Origin of the sequence: Bartonella sp. SD1336NMGDW, from assembly GCF_042193565.1 — a bacterium.
Taxonomy (GTDB): domain Bacteria; phylum Pseudomonadota; class Alphaproteobacteria; order Rhizobiales; family Rhizobiaceae; genus Bartonella; species Bartonella grahamii.
In genome coordinates, this window is sequence record NZ_JBHILW010000008.1 from 71,576 (window position 1) to 93,361 (window position 21,786).

Genomic DNA, 21,786 nt, shown 5'->3' on the forward strand with positions numbered 1-21,786 from the left:
AGATAATAAAAACATAAAATTTAAGCACAAATGTTCAGCAATAGCTTTAAAGAACTTAATTCATATTTTTTTGATGTTCTCTAATTGTTTTTTTGCTTCAGAAGTAATAACGGCTCTAATGGTAACAGACCCATCATCATGTCCTTCTTGCATTATTTCCGAAGAGTTTTCATAAAACCAATCGATAAGCGACATTTCATGAGGTTTTAAAAGATATTCAATGCTTTGCACCTCTCCAAAAATTCGCTTTTCAATGGCTCTTAATAATTGATCGAGTCCATCCCCCTTAAGCGCTGATACCATGAGAGCAGGATTTAATCGTGTTTTTGCGCTTGTTTGTAAAACATTCAATGCCTGCTCATCCAACATATCAATCTTATTCCAAACCTCTATGATATGCTCCATATCATCAATATCGATATCAAGACTTGAAAGCACTTCTAAAACATCTTGAGCATGTGCACGATGATCAAGATCTGACATATCTCTTACATGAAGAATGAGATCCGCTTCAACCACTTCTTCAAGGGTTGCTCTAAAAGCTGCAATCAAATTTGTTGGCAAGTTAGAAATAAACCCTACAGTATCAGACAAAAGAATAGTTTTTCCATGGGGAAGAACAACTTTGCGCAAAGTCGGATCAAGCGTTGCAAATAACATATTCTTTGCTAATACATCTGCACCACTTAAACGGTTAAAGAGAGTTGATTTTCCTGTATTCGTATATCCTACCAGTGCCACAACAGGATAAGATGTTTTTTTCCTTTTTGCTCTATGTAGTGCACGTGTTTTAATAACCGTTTCCAATTCGCGTCGAATACGAATAATTTTCTCTTGTAAAAGACGCCTGTCTGCTTCAATTTGCGTTTCACCAGGTCCACCTAGAAAGCCACGTCCCCCCCGTTGCCTTTCCAAGTGCGTCCAACTACGCACAAGTCGCCCTTTTTGATAAGACAAATGCGCTAACTCTACTTGCAAAACTCCTTCTTTTGTTCGTGCACGATCCCCAAAAATTTCAAGAATCAAAGCCGTTCTATCGATAACTTTGCAATTCCATAATTTTTCTAAATTACGCTGCTGTACTGGCGTTAAAAAGTGATCTACAATCGTAAGCTCAATAGAATATTCATCTATATAACAGGTTAACGCATCTACTTTACCTTTTCCAAAGAGAGTCGCAGAGCGAGGCGTTGCAATATTAACCGTTTCATAATTAACAACTTCTAACCTTATAGCACGCGCTAAGCCTAATGACTCTTTAACACGAGAAGATATAGAACACTCTCTCAAAGAGCTTTCACTTCTATTTTCTTGAAAAATCGGTATCAAAACAAGTGCGCGCACCTGCCCTGTATTCTGCGAAAACACCCCTCCTAATCTCTCATTTTTATTTATCATAGCAATCTAAGTACTTTTAAAATGGGATAAGAGGTTTATCTTAAAATGATATGTTTACTCAGGACTTTCACCCTCAAACATCTGCACAGGCTGTCCAGGCATAATCGTAGAAATAGCATGCTTATAAACCAATTGCGCATGTCCATCTCGGCGCAAAAGAACACAAAAATTATCAAATGAAGTTACAATACCCGTGAGTTTAACGCCATTGACAAGAAAAATTGTAAGGGAAATTTTTTGCTTACGCACCGTATTTAAAAACACATCTTGCAGGTGTTGTGATCGCTCTGCCATTATTCTTACACCTTCATCTCGATTGCATAAAATATTCGTGCATGCATATCGACTGAAAAATATCTAATTGTCAACGTAGAAGCTTCAAAATTTAGCAACAAACAACTGAAATTAGAGAAAAAACGGCTCTTTAAGGCAATAATAAAGCGCAACTTACAAAAAGCTATATTAAATTAAAAATTTTTCCACGTTTATTCTTTTATAATCTTACAGTCCAAAGGCATACTTTTATATATCCTAAGCTATTACAGACTATATGTGATGATGAATCTGCTTCGTTTAGAATCAATAAAAGTAAACGGACAACAATATTTATTAACGATCATCGGTATTAATAGAGAGGTGTTCGCACCTTAACTGTGTATATAACGGCTATTAAATTATCCTTGTTTCAAAGACTAGCGGCTTATAAAGTTTTTTATAAACACAAGTTGTAAACAGTATTTTTGTTTTTGTTAGATTCAAATAATAAATTGTTTTTACTATATTTTATAACATTTTTAAACAGGGTATAAGAAACCGCGTTAACTTTATCTTGATAAGTTTTTAAAATTTTTCCCTAAGCATATTCCTTTCTAAATAATTAACAGCTAGTATGTAGAGATTATGTGGAAGAGGACGTATCCCTTTTCCGTCTGTAAGAGTACGAGGCGAGTATGGCACGCAGAACCAAATTGCAAACATTTGAAGTTGAAGTTGAAGAAGCCCTCACAAAAGCTATGAACTTTGATTTCAATGACACAGAATTTGAAACAATATCATCAAATAATTCTGAAAATATTGTTAATGTCGATGATCTGATTCAAAAAATTGCAATGGCAGAAGAAGAATTCTTTGCTGAAAACGGTACGTCAACTTTTGTTTCTAATATTCATGATGAAGCTGTTGTTGATAAATCCGTTGTTGAACAGCTTTTTGCTCCAAAACCTTCACCTGATATTTCAGGTGGGACTGTTCATAATACATTGTTATCTACAAAACTTCTTCCTGCAAATGATGATATAACAACCCCTGTAAATTTTGGACTATTAAAGCAGCGTTCTTCCTCTCGAGTCTACTGGTATACAACAGCGCTTAGTGCTTTATGGGCAACGGGAGGAGCTTTTATTGCGCATAAGCTCGCACCTACCGGACTCAGCTCCTTATCCAATATCAGCACTTTTGTTACATCCCCAACAGGACTCGCTGTAGCAGCCGGAACAGCAATTCCTATCCTTATATCTTGGGGCGTTGCTCAATTAACAAAACGTTCAAACGACTTGCATAATATTGCTCTTCTTATGACAAATGCTGCGCAGCGCCTTAGTGAACCACAACATTTATCTGAAAAACAAGCTATTGCTATAGGGCAAACCATTCGTGAAGAAGTAGCGGCAATGAACGAAGGTATTGAACGTACCCTCGGACGTGCTGTTGAACTTGAAGCAATCATACAAGGTGAAGTTCACAACCTAGAACAAGCCTATGCTGAGAATGAATCACGTATTCACACATTAATCAAAGAATTGAGCAATGAACGCATCGCCATTTTGAATCACGCAGATCGCGTACAATCAACAATTAAAGGAACCCAAGAACAACTGAGTGATGAATTTGGTTTAGTTACCTCTAAAATTGTAACCAATGTTGAAAAGCTTGCACAAACTCTCTCTCAAACTTTACAAAAACAAGGTGAAGACCTTGTTGAAAAACTTTCCTATGCCGGTGATGGCGTAACAAATCAGCTTGTTGAAAAATTTAACGAAACAACAACACAAATTCAGCAGAAAAACACAGAATTTTTTCATGAATTAGGAAAAAACTTCGATGGTTTTTCAAAACGATTTGATCATAATGAAAAGCAAATAGAAAAAACCTTTAATGAAACAGCTGAAAAAGCGGAAGTACATGTTGCTAAAATTGCCACACATATACAAGCAGTAACAGATCAAACTTTGCACGCTGTCGATGAAAAGTTTAAAGCCTTGGATCAAGCTCTTATTGATCGTAATAATCAATCTCTACAGAATTTTGATGAGAAGATCTTAAAGCTCGACGACCAAGCACATAAACTCTCTTCTAAATTTGATAACGTAACCTCGCAAGCAATTGGAGCCTTTGAACAACGTTTAGCCACTGTTGATCTTTCTCTTAAAGAACATAGTGATTCCATCATTGATTCCTTTATAGAACGCAGTCAGGCTTTAGAGGATAATGCTGAAAAACTTGGTAACTTCTTGGAATCTCATGTCTTGAAAATAAATGAAAACCTCCAAGAAAAAACAGCAGACATTACCCATGCATTTACAAATGGACGTGAAGCTATTCTTTCTGCAATTGATAAAAGTAAAGAAAGCCTGAGAGAAGAAATTCAGTATGTCGACAATGCCATTGTTGATATCATCCAAGAACGTTCACAAGATTTTAAAGTACAACTTTCTGATCAACGAGCTCTTATGGCAGACATGCTCGATAACGAGAAGAATAAAATTGCGGATACATTAAGAAATCAAATTGATGTCTTGTCCCAAAACACTTCTCATATTGAAAAAGTTTTGGCTGACAATATTCAAGTCGTTGATAAACAAGCTGAAAATCATATTACAAACATCATTCAATGCACTGAAAAACTACAAGATGTCATTGTACAAAGCTGCAATACAACCCAAGATGCTTTAGAAGCACAAGCGAGAAACATTGATATCCGTGCCGATGCTCTGCGTGACTCTTTAGCGATTAATAGTTTTTCTCTCAATGAAGTTCTTGCCGATCAAGCACGCACACTTGAGCAACGCATGGAAACAATCCATAATCTCATTGCAAAAAGTGATATACGTGTCGATGTTGCATTGAAACAACAAATAGATTTAGTTGAAAGTGCAATTGTCGCCAATAATAAGAACATTACTGAAACGGTTCAAGATCATATCAAAAACCTTGAAAACCATGCCGAAATTTTAAAGAACACTCTCTCTCAATCGAGTGGTGTTTTCTTTGAAACCCTTGAAACACGTATGGAATCATTCGATACAGATCTAGAAGATCGTGCACACAAAATTTTTGAACGAACAACAACGCTAGAGGAAACCTTATCTGAAAAATTTAGCCAAATCTGTGAAGCCATTGATATGCAAACATCTGTTATTGAGGAACGTTCTGACACGTTAAAAACGTCTCTCATGCTTAATAATGAGCAAAGTCAGATAATTCAACAAGCACTGGAAAGCAGTGTTGACAATATGCGTGTAACCTTAGAAGACTCTGTTAATATAGTTACAGATAACCTGCATAATAAGATTATAAAAGCTTCTGATATTCTTTCTTCTACGAGTGAACAAATTCTTTCATCTGTTACAAATGTTACTGCACAAGCAGAAAATATTCTCTCAGAATCAGGCAATCGCATTGTATCAAATGTCAAAAAAACTGTTTATGATACCAGTGAAAAAGTTCTGTCCGTTCTGTCTGAACAAACAGCGCATACTGTCGAAGCTTTCGCAACAGCCAGTCATAATGCACAAGCATTATTGAACGAAACCATTCACACATCAACAACAGCAATAGAGCAAGTTCTTAATGAACGCTGTGATGTTCTTCATCACTCTATGCAAAATTTTAAAAATAATTTAGGTTATCAACTTTCTGATGTAACGAGCCGTCTGGAAGTTGCAGAAAATCAAACAGCAACACAAATTTCAAAACATGTTGGAAAAATAACAGAGCTGACAAATCACTTAAATCAAGCAGCGCAAAATACGACAGAATCAATTGATTCTTTAACACAGCATATCGGTGAACAACTCTCTCTCTCCACACAAGAAGCTGAACAAAGAATTTATGCACACAATGAATTTTTAGTGAATAGCTTAACAAAAGCTAACTCTGAAACACTTCAAACAATAACGGTTATGAAGGAAGAACTTGTTAATAATGTCTCATCCGTCTTAACACAGTTGAATCAATCAATTTACAATTTTCACGAAAATAGTAATGTTTTATTATCAGCTGTTCAAAATATTGATGGTCAGTTTAATGAGAGTGCGAGTAATTTTTTCCGCAACACGGACCAAGTAGCAGAGCGTCTGTCAGCCTCAAATCAAGTGCTCAATAATAATGTTGAAATTCTGCAAGGACTTTCAAAGAATACCTTTGAACAAATTAATCATATAACGAGCAGTTTTGGTGAACATGCAAAAACACTTTCCCAAACTATTCATGTTCTTGAACAGTCTGAAAATTCACTGAGTGCAACACTTGAAGAAAAACATAATACGCTTTCTGTATTAAGCGATGCTCTTGTTTCAAAGTCTCATGAAATTAATCAAATGATTGGGCATTATGAAAAAATCTTCAACTCAGCACTTGAACGCTCTGATAAGAATGCACGTAACTCCACAAATTCATTCCAACAATCACTTAATAGGCTTGTTAGTGAAGCATCGGCGCGTTTTTCAGAAGCAGCAGAGGACATACGTCGCTCCGCTGATGAAGTTCGTTTAGAGCTTTCAAAGATTAATAATGATATCAATGAAAATGTTAAAAAACTTCCAGAAAAGACAAAAGAAACAACGCAAACAATTCGCACAGCTTTGAATGAACAGATTACAGCGTTACAAGATCTAGTCAGTGTTATACAAAATGATCAAAAGAGCGCAAAAAAACAGCTGATATCAGAATTTCCTGCATCATCAATGTTTAATCAAAGAAGTGACAATTCCACTGAGTCCGTTAAAAAGATCGTACCACCTAAGCCTATTTTGCAACAAGATCAAAGCAAAAAAAGACCAAATAAATGGGTGTCAAATCTCTTAGAAAGAGCTTCACGTGAAGAAACGTTTTATGATGCTCCCCCTAGTGATAATGTTTTAACATCAGTGCAAACAAAACCATCTCCTGCAAACAGCTCTCTTAATTCATTAGCTTCTGGTATAGTGCAAGCTATCAATCACAATGCCATTGTTGAGCTATGGGATCATTATCAACGTGGACAAAAAAACATCGTAACAGAACGCCTTTATACCTTAAATGGACAAAAAATATTTGAAATGATTAAGAGAAAATATATGAGCGATTTTGAGTTTAAACGTTCAGTGAATCAATATGTTACAGATTTCGAAAAGCTCTTACGTGATATATCGCGCAGTTCTGGTTCTTCCAGCTCAGTTCGCAAATACCTGATATCAGATACCGGAAAAGTTTATACTATGCTTGCTCATGCAAGTGGTCGAATTCAATAAAAAAATAAAAAAAGTGGAAAAAGATATTTTTTCCACTTTTTTCCTCTCCAGTTGTTTTAATGGCTCATCGTAGAGTACTTTGCTTTCAACTACAGCTTTCTACTTCAAAGGCTGAAATAATTGGCATGCAGTTTTCTTTGATATCCTAAGCAATAACCCTAAAGAAGCGTAATGACTTATTAAACAACATATCACCTTAAGAATGATAAGCATGTTTTCTATTTCCTTATCTTTTTTAACTCCTTTATTTTTCATAGTTTCATAAAGGTACAAAATAGGTAATAATTATTTTTGCTAATTGTGAAAAAATTCCATGCTTTTATATTAAAATAGCTCATAGAAACATTTCTATTTATTTTTCAAACGTTTTTTATCCACACATTACTCTCGTTTGAATTATGTAATTGAATATTTTTTATTATATTAGGTGAATTTTAAATAAAAGAATCTTATTGTATTCAAATTTCTCATTCAACACACGAAATGATGCATTATAAATTATAAAGAAAAGCGTTATGCTAAATATATGATTTTCATGTATAAAATCCGCAATTCCAGCCATTTCAGCCACATCTTTGTTTATTAAAACATATAATTGTCAGTATATAAAAGATACAGCTTTCACTATTAAGAATCCAATTGAACAATGAACAACATAACTTCCATTCTTAACTTTCCAGTTTCCTTTAAAATAGCGGAATAAACAATTTATAAATTACAAATTGTTATTTAAAATTTCTTCTACCTCCGTATAAAACTTTAAATAAAATATATATTTTATAAAAAATGGATGAAATTGATAGGAACCGTTCTTCTGTTCTTTCCTTATTTTGTAAACATTGCAAAAAAATAATAGCTTGATAATGTAATCGTTAGAAAATATTTTATTTTTTTGTAAAATAATCAACTTTTACGAGTTTTATTAAGGAAAGAAAAACAAATGTGCTGCTATCAATGAAATTATTCATGCACACAAACAAAAAGAATCATCAAACTGGTTTTACGATCCAGAGGAATTTGCTCATACTCATGCATTTTGATATTCAGAGAAATGAGGATCTATTAGTGGACAAAACCTTATCGTAGATGGAACATCTCATATACACATACGCTAACTTGGATATCATAAAAATGTCTAGAGAACGAAATAGTGATTTCAGTTCACCAAAAGCTGAACTTGACAGTGCCGCACTTTTTTATCACCAACACCCAAAACCTGGAAAATTGGAAATACAAGCAACAAAACCTCTTGATAATCAACGTGATTTAGCTCTTGCTTATTCTCCAGGCGTTGCAGCACCATGTCTTGCGATTCATGAAGATCCCAATCTTGCTGCTCAATATACCTCCCGTGCTAATTTAGTCGCTGTTATATCCAATGGAACTGCTGTTCTTGGTTTAGGAAACATTGGTCCACTCGCTTCAAAGCCAGTTATGGAAGGCAAAGCCGTTTTATTTAAAAAATTTGCGAATATTGATGTTTTTGATATTGAAATTGATGCATCCGATATAGAACAAATGGTACAAACGATATCAACCTTAGAACCTACATTCGGTGGTATTAATCTTGAAGACATTAAGGCTCCTGAATGTTTTGACATCGAAGAAAAGCTTCGTGCTAAAATGAATATTCCAGTTTTTCATGATGACCAACATGGAACTGCCATTATTGTTTCTGCAGCTGTATTAAATGCCTTAAATCTTTCAGGAAAAAAAATTGAAAATGCAAAAATAGTTACCTCAGGTGCAGGTGCTGCTGCCCTAGCTTGTCTTAATCTTTTGGTTCGTCTTGGGGCGAAAGTTGAAAATATTTGGCTTAGTGACTTAGAGGGAGTTGTTTATGAAGGTCGCAAGACCCTTATGGATCGTTGGAAAATCAATTACGCACAAAAAACAGACGCACGAACTTTATCTGATATTATTGATGATGCAGATATTTTTCTAGGCCTATCTGCGGGTGGTGTTTTAAAGCCTGAATATCTTAAAAGAATGGCTCAAAATCCACTCATTTTAGCACTGGCTAATCCAGTACCAGAAATTATGCCTGAAGAAGCACGCTCTATACGACCAGACGCAATGATCTGTACAGGACGCTCTGATTATCCCAATCAAGTTAATAATGTCCTTTGTTTTCCCTATATCTTCCGTGGTGCATTAGACGTAGGTGCTAGTGCAATTAATGAAGAAATGAAAATGGCCGCTGTTCATGCGATTGCTGCCCTTGCACGTGAAGAAACTTCAGATGTTGTAGCACGTGCATACTCAAAAGAACCACCCAATTTTGGACCAGACTATCTGATCCCCTCTCCTTTTGATCCGCGTTTAATACTGCGTATTGCTCCCGCTGTTGCTAAAGCAGCAATGGCAACTGGTGTCGCCATTCGTCCCATTGAAGATATGGAAGCCTACTATGATATCCTCAATCGATTTGTCTTTCTTTCTGGTTTAACAATGAAACCTGTTTTTGCTGCAGCAAAAACAGCAAAACGTAAACGCGTCATCTATGCGAATGGTGAAGATGAACGCGTCCTTCGTGCAGCACAAGTTGTCATTGAAGAACAAACAGCAACGCCTCTCCTTATCGGCCGTCCACATGTCGTAGAAGCAAGATTAAAACGCTTTGGTTTAAGAATTCGTCCTGGTATAGATTTTGAATTAACAAACCCTGAAGATGATCCACGTTTTCGTGATTATGTTAATTTATTTTTTCATTATACAGGAAGACGTGGTGTTACGCCTGAAATGGCAAAAACAGTAGTGAGAACATCAACAACGGCTATTGCTGCCCTTGCTGTCATGCGTGAAGAAGCAGATGCAATGATTTGCGGCTTAGAAGGACGTTTTGAACGTCAACTTGAATTAATTGAACAAATTATTGGTCTTGATCCTAATGTTCACCGTTTTTCTGCTATGAGTTTGCTTATCTCTCAACAACGTACTCTTTTCCTCACAGATACTTACGTCAATGAAAATCCTTCTGCAGAAGAAATCGCTGAAATGACTGTATTGGCAGCTCAAGAAGTTGAAGCATTTGGAATAACACCAAAAGCAGCCTTATTATCACACTCAAACTTTGGTTCTAAAAACACAGAAAGTGCGCGTAAAATGCGACGTGCAACAGAAATTCTTGCCAAATTACACCCTGAATTAGAAGCAGATGGTGAAATGCATGGTGATACTGCTCTTTCCAAAGTTTTTCGTGATCGTGTTTTTCCTGATTCTCGTCTTAAAAGTGAAGCTAATTTGCTTGTCTTTCCAACACTTGATGCAGCCAATATCACGCTCAACACTGTTAAAAGCCTCACAAATGCACTCCATGTTGGTCCTATTCTAATCGGGGCAGCACGTCCCGCCCATATCTTAACGCCTTCAGTAACTTCACGGGGAGTTGTTAATATAACAGCCCTTGCTGTCCTTGCGGCCAATAGAAAAAATAGTCTCGTAAAATAAATGCGCAATAAAATTTCAAAGTTTTTTAAAAATTGAGATATAGTGTTTCATGTACTGTAAACCTCTTATCTCTATAGATAAAGACAGCTATATTCTGGATTAAGTCTTTTTTTAAAATAAAAAAAAGGCTAGAAGAACAATATTAAATGTATTTTGAATTTACTAACTCTATAATAAGGAATCCGTACATTGCCTTCCACGTTTGATAAAGTTGCTGATATCATTGCAGAAATCAGTGAAATTGATCGCAATACTATTACACCTGAAAGTCATACAATTGACGATCTAGGAATCGACAGTCTTGATTTTCTTGATATTGTTTTCGCTATTGATAAAGCTTTCGGAATAAAAGTCCCTCTAGAACAATGGACACAAGAAGTCAACGAAGGTACTGTTGCAACAGAAGAATACTTTGTTCTTAAAAACCTTTGTGCAAAAATTGATGATCTCGTTGCCTTAAAACAGGCGGAATAGTTTTTTCACCATGCATGATCAATCTGTATTCATCACTGGCATAGGAATCATAAGCTCTCTGGGGGAAGGAACTGATCAACATTGGAATCTCTTAAATGATCCAATCCGTACACCAAACCTAGATTATACAACTTTTTTACCCTACACGGTTCATAAATTGCCCGAAATTGATTGGAGTTTACAAATTCCTAAAAAAAGTGATCAACGGCAAATGGGAACATGGCAGCGTCTTGGTACCTATGCGGCTGGTCTTGCTCTTGATGATGCTGGCATGAAAAATAATGAACAACTCACTTCAACAATGGATATGATCGTAGCAGCAAGTGGAGGAGAGCGTGATATTACTGTTGATACACATATTCTTTCTAAAGCGCGCACAGTTGCCGATCATGCTTCTATGTTAAATGTTGCTCTTTCAACCGAACTTCGTCCAACATTATTTTTAGCACAACTTTCAAACCTTTTGGCAGGAAACATTTCAATTGTTCATAAAGTCACTGGATCATCTCGTACATTTATGGGAGAAGAAGGTAGTGGGCTTTCTGCGCTTCAAATTGCTGTAGCTCGTATTAAATCAGGTCAAAGTACCCATGCTCTTGTAGGAGGTTCCTATAATGCACAAAGTTATGATATGTTGTTGGCGCATGAGCTTGGTGGTCTTTTAACCCATAATGGATGGAGCCCAGTGTGGAATCGTGAAATCCACCCCGGCGGCGGTATTATAGCCGGTTCTGGTGGTATCTTCCTAGTTCTTGAAAGTGGAGAACATGCAGAAAAGCGCAACGCACGTGCTTATGCTGAAATTAGCCAAATTATTACAGACCAAACAGATAGAACCAAAATTCCACTTAGAGAATCAATTGCAACAATGTTAAAAACTGCGAGTGCTAAATCTGCCCTAGCCATTTCAGCAGCCTCAGGAGCTCACGAAGCAACAAAAGCAGAACAAAATGCTCTTGATGATGCTGATCTATCTTACCGTGGCATTACAACATTATTTGGTTATATGCGGGAAGCACAATTTCCTCTAGCTCTAGCTCTTGCAGCACTTTCAATTGAAAAAAACCACTGTTTTCCAGCGTTAAGTCCTCATGAAAAACCTTTTTCTAAAGAAGTACGTGAAATATTTGTTACAACTATTGGCATAAAAAGAGCTGAAGGTATTGTGCGTCTTACAGCTGTTTGAAGGGGATTTCTATCGTGAAATATCATGATCATTTTGGGCGTCCACTTGTCGCAATAACTGGGGCAGGCATTGTCACATCACTGGGACAAGGGAAACATGAAAATTGGCAAAAATTAACAAGCGGTATAAGCGGTATCCACAAAATAACACGTTTTCCCGTTGAGGGATTAAATACATATATTGCTGGAACAATTGATTTTCTCAAAGAAAGTACACTTGGTGCTTCAGCTCTTTCTGAGAAGCTTGCACATCTTGCTGCTGAAGAAGCTTTGGAACAAGCTGCTATTGATATAAAAAATTTTAATGGACCACTCTTTCTAGCAGCTCCTCCTGTTGAACTTGAATGGACCGCACGTTTTAGTCTTGATCAAGAGCAAGAATTCAATAATGAACCTTCTTATGCACATCTTCTTAAAGTCTGTAAGGATAAACTCCATGAAACGCTTTTTGAAACCACACAATTTGGTGCAATTGCAGAAAAACTTCAAAAAACATTTGGCACAAAAGGACTTCCTGTTACACTTTCCACTGCTTGTGCATCTGGTGCAACAGCAATTCAATTAGGTGTTGAGTCTATTAGACGGGGAGAGACAAATCGAGCTCTCATAATTGCGACAGATGGATCAGTTTCAGCAGAATCTCTCATCCGTTTTTCGTTACTATCCGCTCTTTCAACCCAAAATGATCCTGCTGAAAAAGCAGCAAAACCCTTTAGCCGTGATCGAGATGGATTTGTTATGGCAGAAGGCTCAGGTGCTTTTGTTCTTGAATCTCTTCAAAGCGCATTAAACCGTAATGCTACAGTTTTAGGAATTTTAGCTGGCTGTGGAGAAACAGCCGATGATTTCCACCGTACACGTTCAAAACCCGATGCATCACCAGCAATTGAATCCGTTCGCAAAGCTTTAGACGATGCAAAAATAACCATCAATGAAATTGATTATATTAATGCACATGGAACTTCAACACCTGAAAATGAGAAAATGGAATATCTTGCATTATCAACAGTATTCGGTGATCTTTTAGAGCATATTCCAGTCTCTTCTAATAAATCAATGATTGGGCATACATTAACTGCTGCTGGTGCAATAGAAGCGGTTTTTTCGCTTTTAACCATTCAATCGGGGATACTTCCACCTACAATAAATTATGATAATCCTGACCCTGCTATCCCTTTAGATGTTGTTCCTCATCATAGCCGTAAAGCCTGTGTCAATGCGGTTTTGTCCAACTCATTTGGATTTGGTGGTCAAAATATGAGTCTTGTCATCACTGCATATAAAGGATAATCCTTTAATAATAAAATTTTATAACGCTAACCTAATAACATATTTAAAGGGGATGGTAATGCGTGCACTGCAGCTCTTCGATGATCGTCGGCTTGAAATCACTAATATTTCCCCGCCATCTTCACCTAGTCTAGGTGAAGTAACTGTGCGGATAAAAGCCGTTGCTCTTAATCATATTGATGTATGGGGATGGCGTGGCATGGCTTTTGCGAAAAGAAAAATGCCACTCATCATTGGTGCAGAAGCCTCTGGTGAGGTTATACAAATAGGAGATGGCGTTGAACATCTCCAACTTGGACAGATTGTCTCAATTTATGGTGCACAAACCTGCGGAGTATGCCAAGCTTGTCATGAAGGACGGGATAATCTTTGCAGCCATGTAAAGGGAGTCTACGGTTTTCACCTTGATGGATTTGCGTGTGAGCTTGTCAATTTGCCAGCACGTTTATTAGTTCCATCACCTCCTCAATGTGATGAATTGCAGGCAGCGGTTGCTCCAATTACTTTTGGTACCGTAGAACATATGCTTTTCGATAACGCAAAACTACAAGCAGGAGAAACAATCCTGATACAGGCTGGTGGTTCAGGTATTGGCTCTGCAGCCATTCAACTTGCAAAACACATGGGCTGTACAGTTATCACAACTGTAGGTTCAGATGAAAAAATTGCAAAAGCACACTCTCTTGGAGCAGATCATGTGATTAATTATCGTAAAGATCGTTTTGAAGGTATAGTGCGTAAATTAACCCAAAAAAAAGGTGTTGACGTTGTTTTTGAGCATGTTGGTGTAGATACATGGAACGGTTCTTTGTTATGTATGAAAAAAGGAGCACGCTTAGTGACTTGCGGTTCTACCTCTGGTGTTTCAGCACCAATAAATCTCATGCAATTATTCCAGCAACAGCTTAAGATATTCGGTTCATTTGGCTGCCGTATGGAAAATATGAAAAATGCCATGCAAAAAATGGCACAAAAAGCCGTACACCCTGTCATTGATACAATTGTTGGGCTGGATGAAATTGATACAGCTTTAAAACGAATGGAGAGTCGTGATGTTTTTGGTAAAATTATCCTTAAAGTCGATTAAATCATGATGAAGCTTTCTCTTAAAAATCTCATATATCTTATTAAAATTATAGCTAAAAAAATATCCTACTTGTTATGGGCGTATCTGCTCTTTGGTTCTTTATTTATTCTAAAATGCTTTCCTGCCAAAATGGGAGTCTCTTTTTTTTCTTGGTTGGTAAAAAAAATTGGTCCCCTTTTACATCGTCATCAAATCACACTTACAAATCTTAGAGGTGCATATCCAGAAAAAACAGAGCAAGAACTCCATGCGATTGCAATAGAAATGTGGGAAAATATAGGACGTTTCCTAGCCGAATATATTTTTCTTGATAAAATTTTTGATTTTGATCCTCATGCGGACGAGCCAGGTTTCATTGAAGTTAAAGGCGTTGAAATATTTGAGCGATTAAAAAATGAAAAAAAACCACATATTTTTTTCACCGCACATACTGGAAATTTTGAACTTCTGCCTATTTGTGCACAAAGTTTTGATCTTAATGTTACGGTATTATTTAGACCACCCAATAATCCCTATGTTGCCAAACGAGTCCTTAAAGCACGACAAACTTCTATGGGGCATCTTATTCCCTCCAAGGCCGGTGCAGCATGGGCACTAGCAGCCAAATTAGAAGAAGGTGAAAATGTTGGTATGCTCGTTGATCAAAAATTTCGCCGCGGTATCATGGGAACATTTTTTAACAGACCTCTTAAAACAAATCCCTTAATTATAAAACTTGCTCGACAATATGACTGTGATATTTATCCAGCACGTTGTATTCGTTTGCCCAATGGACGTCATCGTTTAGAATTATATGAACATATAGAACTTCCACGTGATGAAAAAAATGATATCGATATAGCTGCTTCTACGCAAAAATTAAATGATATTGTTGAATCTTGGGTCCGTGAATATCCTGGACAATGGATGTGGTTACATAGACGTTGGGACATCTAACATAAGGCTCTATTGCTTACAAAGGAAGTGCAAATGTTAGCCTCAAAAGACATCAAAGATCTCGTTGCAATTATCACTGCATTACGAAATTCTGATAGCGGTTGTATCTGGCATAAAAAACAAACTTTTGAATCCCTCATACCCTATATGCTCGAAGAAGTTTACGAAGTCATCGATGCCATTGAACGAAAAAACCGAAAGGATCTCTGTGAAGAACTTGGAGATCTCCTTTTACAAGTTATCTATCATGCTACCATTGCACAAGAAGAAGGCAGCTTTACTTTTGAAGATGTTGTTTATGCAATCACGGCAAAAATGATTCGACGCCATTCTCACGTTTTTGGAAATGCCGAGCAAAAAAAACGAGGATTTATAAAAGAGGAGTGGGAATATATAAAAAAAAGAGAACAGGTTGAACAAAAAAGTTTGTGCGAAGAAAAAAACAACAATTCCTCCACAAGCATACTCGCACAAGTAAAACAAATCCAGCCAGCAAACCAAGAGGCACTTTCTTTACAAGAAGCAGCAGCTAAAGTAGGTTTTGATTGGAAAAAAAGTGATAAAGTTTTTGAAAAAATAGAAGAAGAACTCGAAGAGCTTAAAGAAGCCATCAAAAATAAACAAAATTCAGAGATAGAAGAAGAGTTTGGAGATCTCTACTTTATTCTCCTTAATCTCGCACGCCACTTAGGGATAGATTCACAAAAAGCATTAAAAAAAACGAATATAAAATTTCGAAACCGTTTTGCCTATATTGAAGAAAAGCTATCCACTCAATCTAAAACACTCACTGACGCATCCCTGAATGAAATGGAAGCGCTTTGGAAGCAAGCTAAAAATGAACAATAAAAAATACTAGATTTCTTCTACCTCAAAGAACAAGTTCCTCTAAAATTACTGAATTATAATTCAGCTCAGCTCAATTTGTTTTATATTGATCCTGCGTAGCAGGACGAAGTTCCACCGATTCGCCACACCCACATGCTGAAACTTGATTAGGATTTTTAAAGACAAAACCAGAACGAAGCGTTGTCACTTCATAATCCATCTGCGTCCCTAATAAAAATAACACCGCATCATGTGCTACGAAAACACGGGCACCATTCACTTCAACAACATCCGCATCTATCCCCTTTTCTTTGACAAGAGTAATTGTATACTCCATCCCTGCACAACCACCTTTTTTGATACCAACAAGAACACCCTGTGCATCTTTTGCATCCATAATCGCTTTAACACGATCCACTGCTGCTTCTGTCAAATTTATTACCGAAAAACGGCTCATCATTTACTCTTTTCTTAGTTCAATAGACACTTTGAAAGTTTTTCCTCTATAGTATTTTAGAAAAAAAACAACAAAACATAAATTAAAGTATTCTGACCTTGTTTATTTGGATAAAAACGCGTACCCGTAAAATGAGATTTATGATTATACAATCCAGAACTTACAATTTTTTGTCCACATAAAACGCAAAATACCTCGTCTATAAAAACTCTAAACAAAGGAAAACGTTTCAATACCATACATTCCATCCTCTCCTTTTGAAAATCTTTATCTTTTTAGAAAAGTAACGATTAGATAAGGAAAAAATATACCTCCCGTACTCATTTGCTCCCCCCTTCTCCAATTCATACCCCTAAAGCCACCAATCTTACCCTTCACAATCTGCAAAAGTAATTAAATACATAGATCTATTAACTATAGAGCTAAAAATTTAATGATTACAAAGAATTTTACAGATTCGTTATGTATCTTGAATTGATAACAAAATAGTGATGTCTAAAATTTTTACTTTCAAAAGCTCTAAGTGCAAGAGCATTTTAGATTTTATTCTGTTTATTTTTTCTCTTGCCTTTAAAGAAACAGTCATTTAATCGTTTTACACAAACTCGGAGCGTAGCGCAGCTTGGTAGCGCACTTGACTGGGGGTCAAGGGGTCGTGGGTTCAAATCCCGCCGCTCCGACCATTTTTAAAATGCTATAAAATAAAAAATAAGCTTACTTAAAAAGTGAATTATTATGCATTTCAATTGCACATACATGAATTTTTTCTTCAACGTAGAATAATGTGCAATAACATTTTATCATAAACTCGAGATAAGCTGTTTTACTAAAATAAGCTTTGTTCTTAGGAAAACACACACGAAACGCGAGACCTTTTGCCTCGCGTTTTTTATTCTTCAGAAAAATTTATAATTATTCGGTCTTATATTTTCTAAATTTTCCTACACGACAATATCGCTGTTATCATTTTTTGTAATGGATGGTGACATCTGTACGGTTATTTTTTTGGGTTTTAATTCAGCTGGCATTTCCCTTTTAAGCTGAATATGAAGAAGCCCATCTCCAAGTTCTGCTCCAATAACCTTAACATGATCAGCCAAATGAAAACGCCGTTCAAAAGCACGCGAAGCAATGCCTCGATAAAGGAATTCTCGCTCTTCATCATCATTTTCAGACTTTCTGTCTCCCTTAACGATCAGCTGGTTACAATGCGTTTCAATATCAATTTCATCTTGAGAGAAACCAGCAACAGCCATAGAAATTCTATAAGAATCTTCAGTTAAACGCTCGATATTATAAGGGGGATAAGAAGAAACTTCATTTGGTTGTGTTCTAGAATCAAACCAGTTAAAAAGATGATCAAAACCTACTGTGGAACGATAAAATGGTGAAAAATCTACCTGACGCATAATATTGCCCTCCTCTAGAGCGACTATAATTTAACAATCAATTCACAAAGTTCCCAAATGGCAAACTTACTTGTGAACCTGCGGCCCCATCATGGCAACCACACTATATTATCTGGTAATTGTTTTTCTTTATTTCAACTCTTTGGAACCTAAATTGATAAAAACTATCTAAAAAGCAATATACCCCTTTTTAAATCCTTTTTCTTCATTACATAAATGTCAAAGTCCTATCATTATCTCACGTTGCACTAAGCGGCAAATACACTGTAAAGGATTTCAATTGGAAACACCTATTTATCCCATAGACTGGGCTTCCACTCCTCCTAATATCCATCATGGTACTCTTAAAATAGCAATAGATCACGAAATTCGTTTTGCGATAACATATCCTGAGGTAGAAAAATCTAAAGGAACAATTGTTATTCTAAAAAGCTACGCAAGTACTTTAGAAAAATATTTTTTATTAATAAATGAAATTTCTAACCGCGGTTTTCATACAGCAATATTTGACTGGTTTGATCAAGAAAAAAAATCCTTCAAGATAAGAAAACAAAGCCGACATCATTGTTTTGATATAAATAGTGATATTAATGACTTATATGAATTTCTTAAAAATATTGTTTATCCTAATTGTCCGCCTCCTTACTCTATGCTCGCCTATGGTATAGGTGGATTGATGGCACTTAGCGGATTAGATCTCATTAATCATCGGTTTAATAAATTGCTCTGTGTTTCTCCCCTTTTTGCTCCATTCGGTAATAAAACGAATGGTTTTCAACATAAATTAACACAATTTCTTTCTGATATAGGTCTTGGCTTTATACCAGCGAAAGATGGGAAAAAATTAAACAAAACAAAACAAAACAATATACAATTGGGACACATGCATAAAGTGCCGTTCCATTCCATTAAGCCCCCAACATCCCAATGGATGGCATCGGTATTTAATGCGATCGATTCTATGAAAAGAAATGTACTCCACGGAGATTTACGAATTCCAACACTCTTTATTCTTGCCAATCAAAACAATATTGCAAATAACATTGAAGTGCGGCAATTATGCCAACACACACACCTGACAGAAAGTATTACTATTACAGGCGCTGAACTGGACACAATCATGGTTAATGAAAATTATAAAAAGCAATTTTGGGCTGCATTTGATGCATTTATTCCCGATAATGTATCTGTAAAATAACACTAAATCTTAATTTCCACTCCGCCCCATAAAAAAATTTCTACGAGTGTTGGATCTACAAACACTTCTTAATACAACGGATTTTACTTTCCAACCACTCATATGATTCGTTTTCTAGCCTCTACAGGCAAGCCATGACCTAAATATTTCACCAGGCATTCTAATAAAAACTATTATATAAATAAAAATATTTTGTATAATTAATAAAAATGAAGATAATAAATCTATCTTAATATAGCATGATACATATTTATAAATAAATCATCAAAATACTATTTTTGATATATTATTAAGTGTTAATTTAATATTATATTTAGAAAAATAATAGTTTTTATCTATTTAAGGAAAAAAAACTGAAAATAAAGCGCATTTATAATATTTATTACAAATCTCTATAAAAACAAATAACTATAAAATTTCTATTTTTAGGAGAACTTTTTAAAAACAATAAATTAACATAATATTCTTCTAATTTCTCGATATAGAATGAATCACCTTAAAAGTTCTAGAGAACCCCTTCTTTTTTCAAAATCACATATATTTTGAATTTAACCAACTCACAACGAATATGCTGTATTCTGAATAAGAATGTAAGAATTAACCATTTTGCCATTCATTTCAATTATGAGCATTTTACCGTCTTTTTTATAAATACTCTATATTGTATAATTGATGCGGCAAAACTCTGACAAATGGAGCCATTGGAACATAATCATGAAACGAATCCTGCTCGCAGAAGATGATAACGATATGCGTCGCTTTCTCGTAAAAGCCTTAGAACGTGCAGGCTACGAAGTCGCCGATTTCGATAATGGTATTAGCGCGTATGAACGTTTACAAGAAGAGCCATTTTCCCTTCTCCTGACTGATATTGTGATGCCAGAGATGGACGGAATCGAACTCGCACGACGTGCTACTGAGATTGACCCCGATTTACGAGTAATGTTCATTACAGGTTTTGCAGCGGTAGCACTCAATTCAAATAGTGATGCCCCTCCTGATGCAAAGGTTCTCTCTAAGCCATTTCACTTACGTGAACTCGTCAATGAGGTTGAAAAGATCCTTATCGCTGCTTAAAAAGTATTTTTTAAGTTATTTGCATCTGTTGAAAGAGAAAACGAAATTAGGCATTGACGTTTGTCATTCTATATGGTGTATGCAACATCAATGAATGGGCGTGTAGCTCAGCGGGAGAGCACTACGTTGACATCGTAGGGGTCACAGGTTCAATCCCTGTCACGCCCACCAGATTCTTTTTCTTATCCTATAACTTGCTGTATTTATACATCTTTTTTACTGTGAGGAATGTCTGAATAAAGTTAGAGGAATAGGGTTTTTTAACATTTCTCTACAAAGGTAGCATTTTTCTCTCTGTTTGATTCGCGAATTACTTCTGGTATTTGTTTGAATTTTTCTAAATCCTCTTGTGTAAAAATATCTATAAATCTAGAAAACATGCCAACAGCTTCACGCCTCAACGGATCAGAAGTCTTGATTGTAAAACTTTTGCGACAAGCATAAGCTGCTTTTCTTAAGAGTAAAGCCTTCTCTTGATCTAAAGCATAGAGTTCAATTATCTTTTGTCCTACAGGAACAGATTTTTTGCCAATCTCGACAGAAGATAAAAATGCTACAGATATGTCTAATTTCTTAGCCATATCTAAGAGGCGTTCTGAGTGATCAAGACAAAGTTTCCGTAAAATTTTACCAAAGGATGTAAGCATCAAAAAAGTCCTGTTAGAGAAAAAATATTTCTTCTGATTCTAACAAATCTTTTTATGATTTTTTTCAGTTATTACGAATCAAGAGTTCTTTTCGAAGAGTTTTTTTTAGCAAAACCAGATGTCCAAAGGGCCTCTAATTCTAAAAAGTCAAAATCCCTAAAGATCTCTCGAACCTCATCACTATCATTCAGACTCAAGACAAATTTGCCTTGGATGCTTTTGAGAACTTTTGCCATGTTCACAAAATCATCTTCAACAAAATTTCCAGAACTATAACACTTCTTCTTCACAAGATAAGGCGGGTCTAGATAAAATAAACTGTCGGGTGCATCAAAAAGCTCGACAACCCGATCCCATGATAAATTTAAGATCGTCGTATCAAGAAGCTTCTGTCTAACACGTCTCATCCTTGATAACAGCTTTTCGGGATTAAACTCTGCCGTTCTTTTTCTTCCAAATCTAAAAGAGTAGTAATCTTCTTTCCCGTACATGACACAACGTTGGAGAAACAAAAAGCGTGCGGCTCTTTCAACCTTGGAGAGACTCTCTAGTTCAATAGCCGCAAGTTCAAAAAACAACTGTCTTGAACAAACAAACCATTCTAGTCGTTTGGATAAATCATCAAAGTCATTTTGAACACATTGAAACAGATTCGTTATCTCTCCATTCAGATCATTAATCACGGAATATTTTGCTGGTCTTTTATTTAGAAAAATAACACCAGAACCTAAAAATGGTTCAACATAGGTTTCATGGTCAATGCTATTTAAAATCGGTATAATTTTCTTACGCAGATAGTGTTTACCACCCATCCACGCAAACAATGTTTGTGTAAATTCT

Annotated in this window: 16 protein-coding genes and 2 tRNA genes; 12 read left to right on the forward strand and 6 right to left on the reverse strand. The window is 36.0% G+C overall.

What is annotated here, in order from left to right; translation table 11 throughout:
* Positions 1 to 60: 60 nt before the first annotated feature.
* On the reverse strand, positions 61 to 1,398 hold the full coding sequence (hflX, locus tag ACFIKH_RS06135) for a GTPase HflX (RefSeq protein WP_375627354.1): 1,338 nt from the start codon (positions 1,396 to 1,398) through the stop codon (positions 61 to 63).
* Between the two features lie 54 nt (positions 1,399 to 1,452).
* The gene (gene hfq / locus ACFIKH_RS06140) at positions 1,453 to 1,692 is read right to left on the reverse strand and encodes an RNA chaperone Hfq (RefSeq protein ID WP_005773461.1); all 240 of its coding nucleotides are present in this window, start codon (positions 1,690 to 1,692) and stop codon (positions 1,453 to 1,455) included.
* Between the two features lie 656 nt (positions 1,693 to 2,348).
* On the opposite strand from hfq, the gene ACFIKH_RS06145 reads away from it, so the two are divergent.
* The 8 genes from ACFIKH_RS06145 to mazG all read left to right on the forward strand — a co-directional run bounded on the left by ACFIKH_RS06145 (position 2,349) and on the right by mazG (position 16,179).
* A complete protein-coding gene (locus tag ACFIKH_RS06145) occupies positions 2,349 to 6,908 on the forward strand; it encodes a hypothetical protein (protein ID WP_375671197.1) in 4,560 nt (1,519 codons plus the stop codon).
* 1,131 nt (positions 6,909 to 8,039) lie between these two features.
* Positions 8,040 to 10,358 (forward strand): NADP-dependent malic enzyme, encoded by a 2,319-nt coding sequence (locus ACFIKH_RS06150; RefSeq protein WP_375671199.1) that lies wholly within the window; start codon positions 8,040 to 8,042, stop codon positions 10,356 to 10,358.
* 189 nt (positions 10,359 to 10,547) lie between these two features.
* Entirely contained in the window at positions 10,548 to 10,832 is a 285-nt protein-coding gene (locus ACFIKH_RS06155) for an acyl carrier protein (protein WP_005773457.1), read from the forward strand.
* Positions 10,833 to 10,842: 10 nt separating this feature from the next.
* Positions 10,843 to 12,018 carry a beta-ketoacyl-ACP synthase gene (locus ACFIKH_RS06160; RefSeq protein ID WP_375627351.1) on the forward strand — a complete coding sequence of 392 codons (1,176 nt, stop codon included), beginning with the start codon at positions 10,843 to 10,845 and terminating at the stop codon, positions 12,016 to 12,018.
* A 14-nt stretch (positions 12,019 to 12,032) separates the two neighbouring features.
* On the forward strand, positions 12,033 to 13,307 hold the full coding sequence (locus ACFIKH_RS06165) for a beta-ketoacyl-ACP synthase (RefSeq protein ID WP_375626446.1): 1,275 nt from the start codon (positions 12,033 to 12,035) through the stop codon (positions 13,305 to 13,307).
* A gap of 58 nt (positions 13,308 to 13,365) precedes the next feature.
* Positions 13,366 to 14,394 carry a zinc-binding dehydrogenase gene (locus ACFIKH_RS06170; protein WP_375626444.1) on the forward strand — a complete coding sequence of 343 codons (1,029 nt, stop codon included), beginning with the start codon at positions 13,366 to 13,368 and terminating at the stop codon, positions 14,392 to 14,394.
* A 6-nt stretch (positions 14,395 to 14,400) separates the two neighbouring features.
* A complete protein-coding gene (locus ACFIKH_RS06175) occupies positions 14,401 to 15,330 on the forward strand; it encodes a lipid A biosynthesis lauroyl acyltransferase (protein WP_375627364.1) in 930 nt (309 codons plus the stop codon).
* A 33-nt stretch (positions 15,331 to 15,363) separates the two neighbouring features.
* On the forward strand, positions 15,364 to 16,179 hold the full coding sequence (mazG, locus tag ACFIKH_RS06180; protein ID WP_375626442.1) for a nucleoside triphosphate pyrophosphohydrolase: 816 nt from the start codon (positions 15,364 to 15,366) through the stop codon (positions 16,177 to 16,179).
* A 70-nt stretch (positions 16,180 to 16,249) separates the two neighbouring features.
* Here mazG and ACFIKH_RS06185 read toward each other — a convergent pair whose 3' ends face one another.
* Positions 16,250 to 16,615 (reverse strand): iron-sulfur cluster assembly accessory protein, encoded by a 366-nt coding sequence (locus tag ACFIKH_RS06185; RefSeq protein ID WP_375671201.1) that lies wholly within the window; start codon positions 16,613 to 16,615, stop codon positions 16,250 to 16,252.
* A gap of 606 nt (positions 16,616 to 17,221) precedes the next feature.
* Here ACFIKH_RS06185 and ACFIKH_RS06190 point away from each other — a divergent pair.
* Positions 17,222 to 17,298, forward strand: a tRNA-Pro gene (locus tag ACFIKH_RS06190).
* A 258-nt stretch (positions 17,299 to 17,556) separates the two neighbouring features.
* Here the strand turns inward: ACFIKH_RS06190 and ACFIKH_RS06195 are convergent.
* A complete protein-coding gene (locus tag ACFIKH_RS06195) occupies positions 17,557 to 18,024 on the reverse strand; it encodes an Hsp20 family protein (protein WP_375626440.1) in 468 nt (155 codons plus the stop codon).
* A 280-nt stretch (positions 18,025 to 18,304) separates the two neighbouring features.
* On the opposite strand from ACFIKH_RS06195, the gene ACFIKH_RS06200 reads away from it, so the two are divergent.
* The 3 genes from ACFIKH_RS06200 to ACFIKH_RS06210 all read left to right on the forward strand — a co-directional run bounded on the left by ACFIKH_RS06200 (position 18,305) and on the right by ACFIKH_RS06210 (position 20,470).
* Positions 18,305 to 19,222, forward strand: coding sequence for an alpha/beta hydrolase (locus ACFIKH_RS06200; RefSeq protein ID WP_375653759.1), 918 nt, complete (start codon positions 18,305 to 18,307; stop codon positions 19,220 to 19,222).
* 714 nt (positions 19,223 to 19,936) lie between these two features.
* Positions 19,937 to 20,299, forward strand: a complete 363-nt coding sequence (gene cpdR, locus ACFIKH_RS06205; RefSeq protein WP_005773448.1) for a cell cycle two-component system response regulator CpdR — start codon at positions 19,937 to 19,939, stop codon at positions 20,297 to 20,299.
* 96 nt (positions 20,300 to 20,395) lie between these two features.
* Positions 20,396 to 20,470, forward strand: a tRNA-Val gene (locus ACFIKH_RS06210).
* Positions 20,471 to 20,559: 89 nt separating this feature from the next.
* Here the strand turns inward: ACFIKH_RS06210 and ACFIKH_RS06215 are convergent.
* Together ACFIKH_RS06215 and ACFIKH_RS06220 are read right to left on the reverse strand one after the other, a co-directional pair.
* Positions 20,560 to 20,946 (reverse strand): XRE family transcriptional regulator, encoded by a 387-nt coding sequence (locus ACFIKH_RS06215; RefSeq protein WP_375671203.1) that lies wholly within the window; start codon positions 20,944 to 20,946, stop codon positions 20,560 to 20,562.
* A 71-nt stretch (positions 20,947 to 21,017) separates the two neighbouring features.
* On the reverse strand, positions 21,018 to 21,786 hold a 769-nt coding region (locus ACFIKH_RS06220; protein ID WP_375671205.1), incomplete at its 5' end, for a DNA adenine methylase.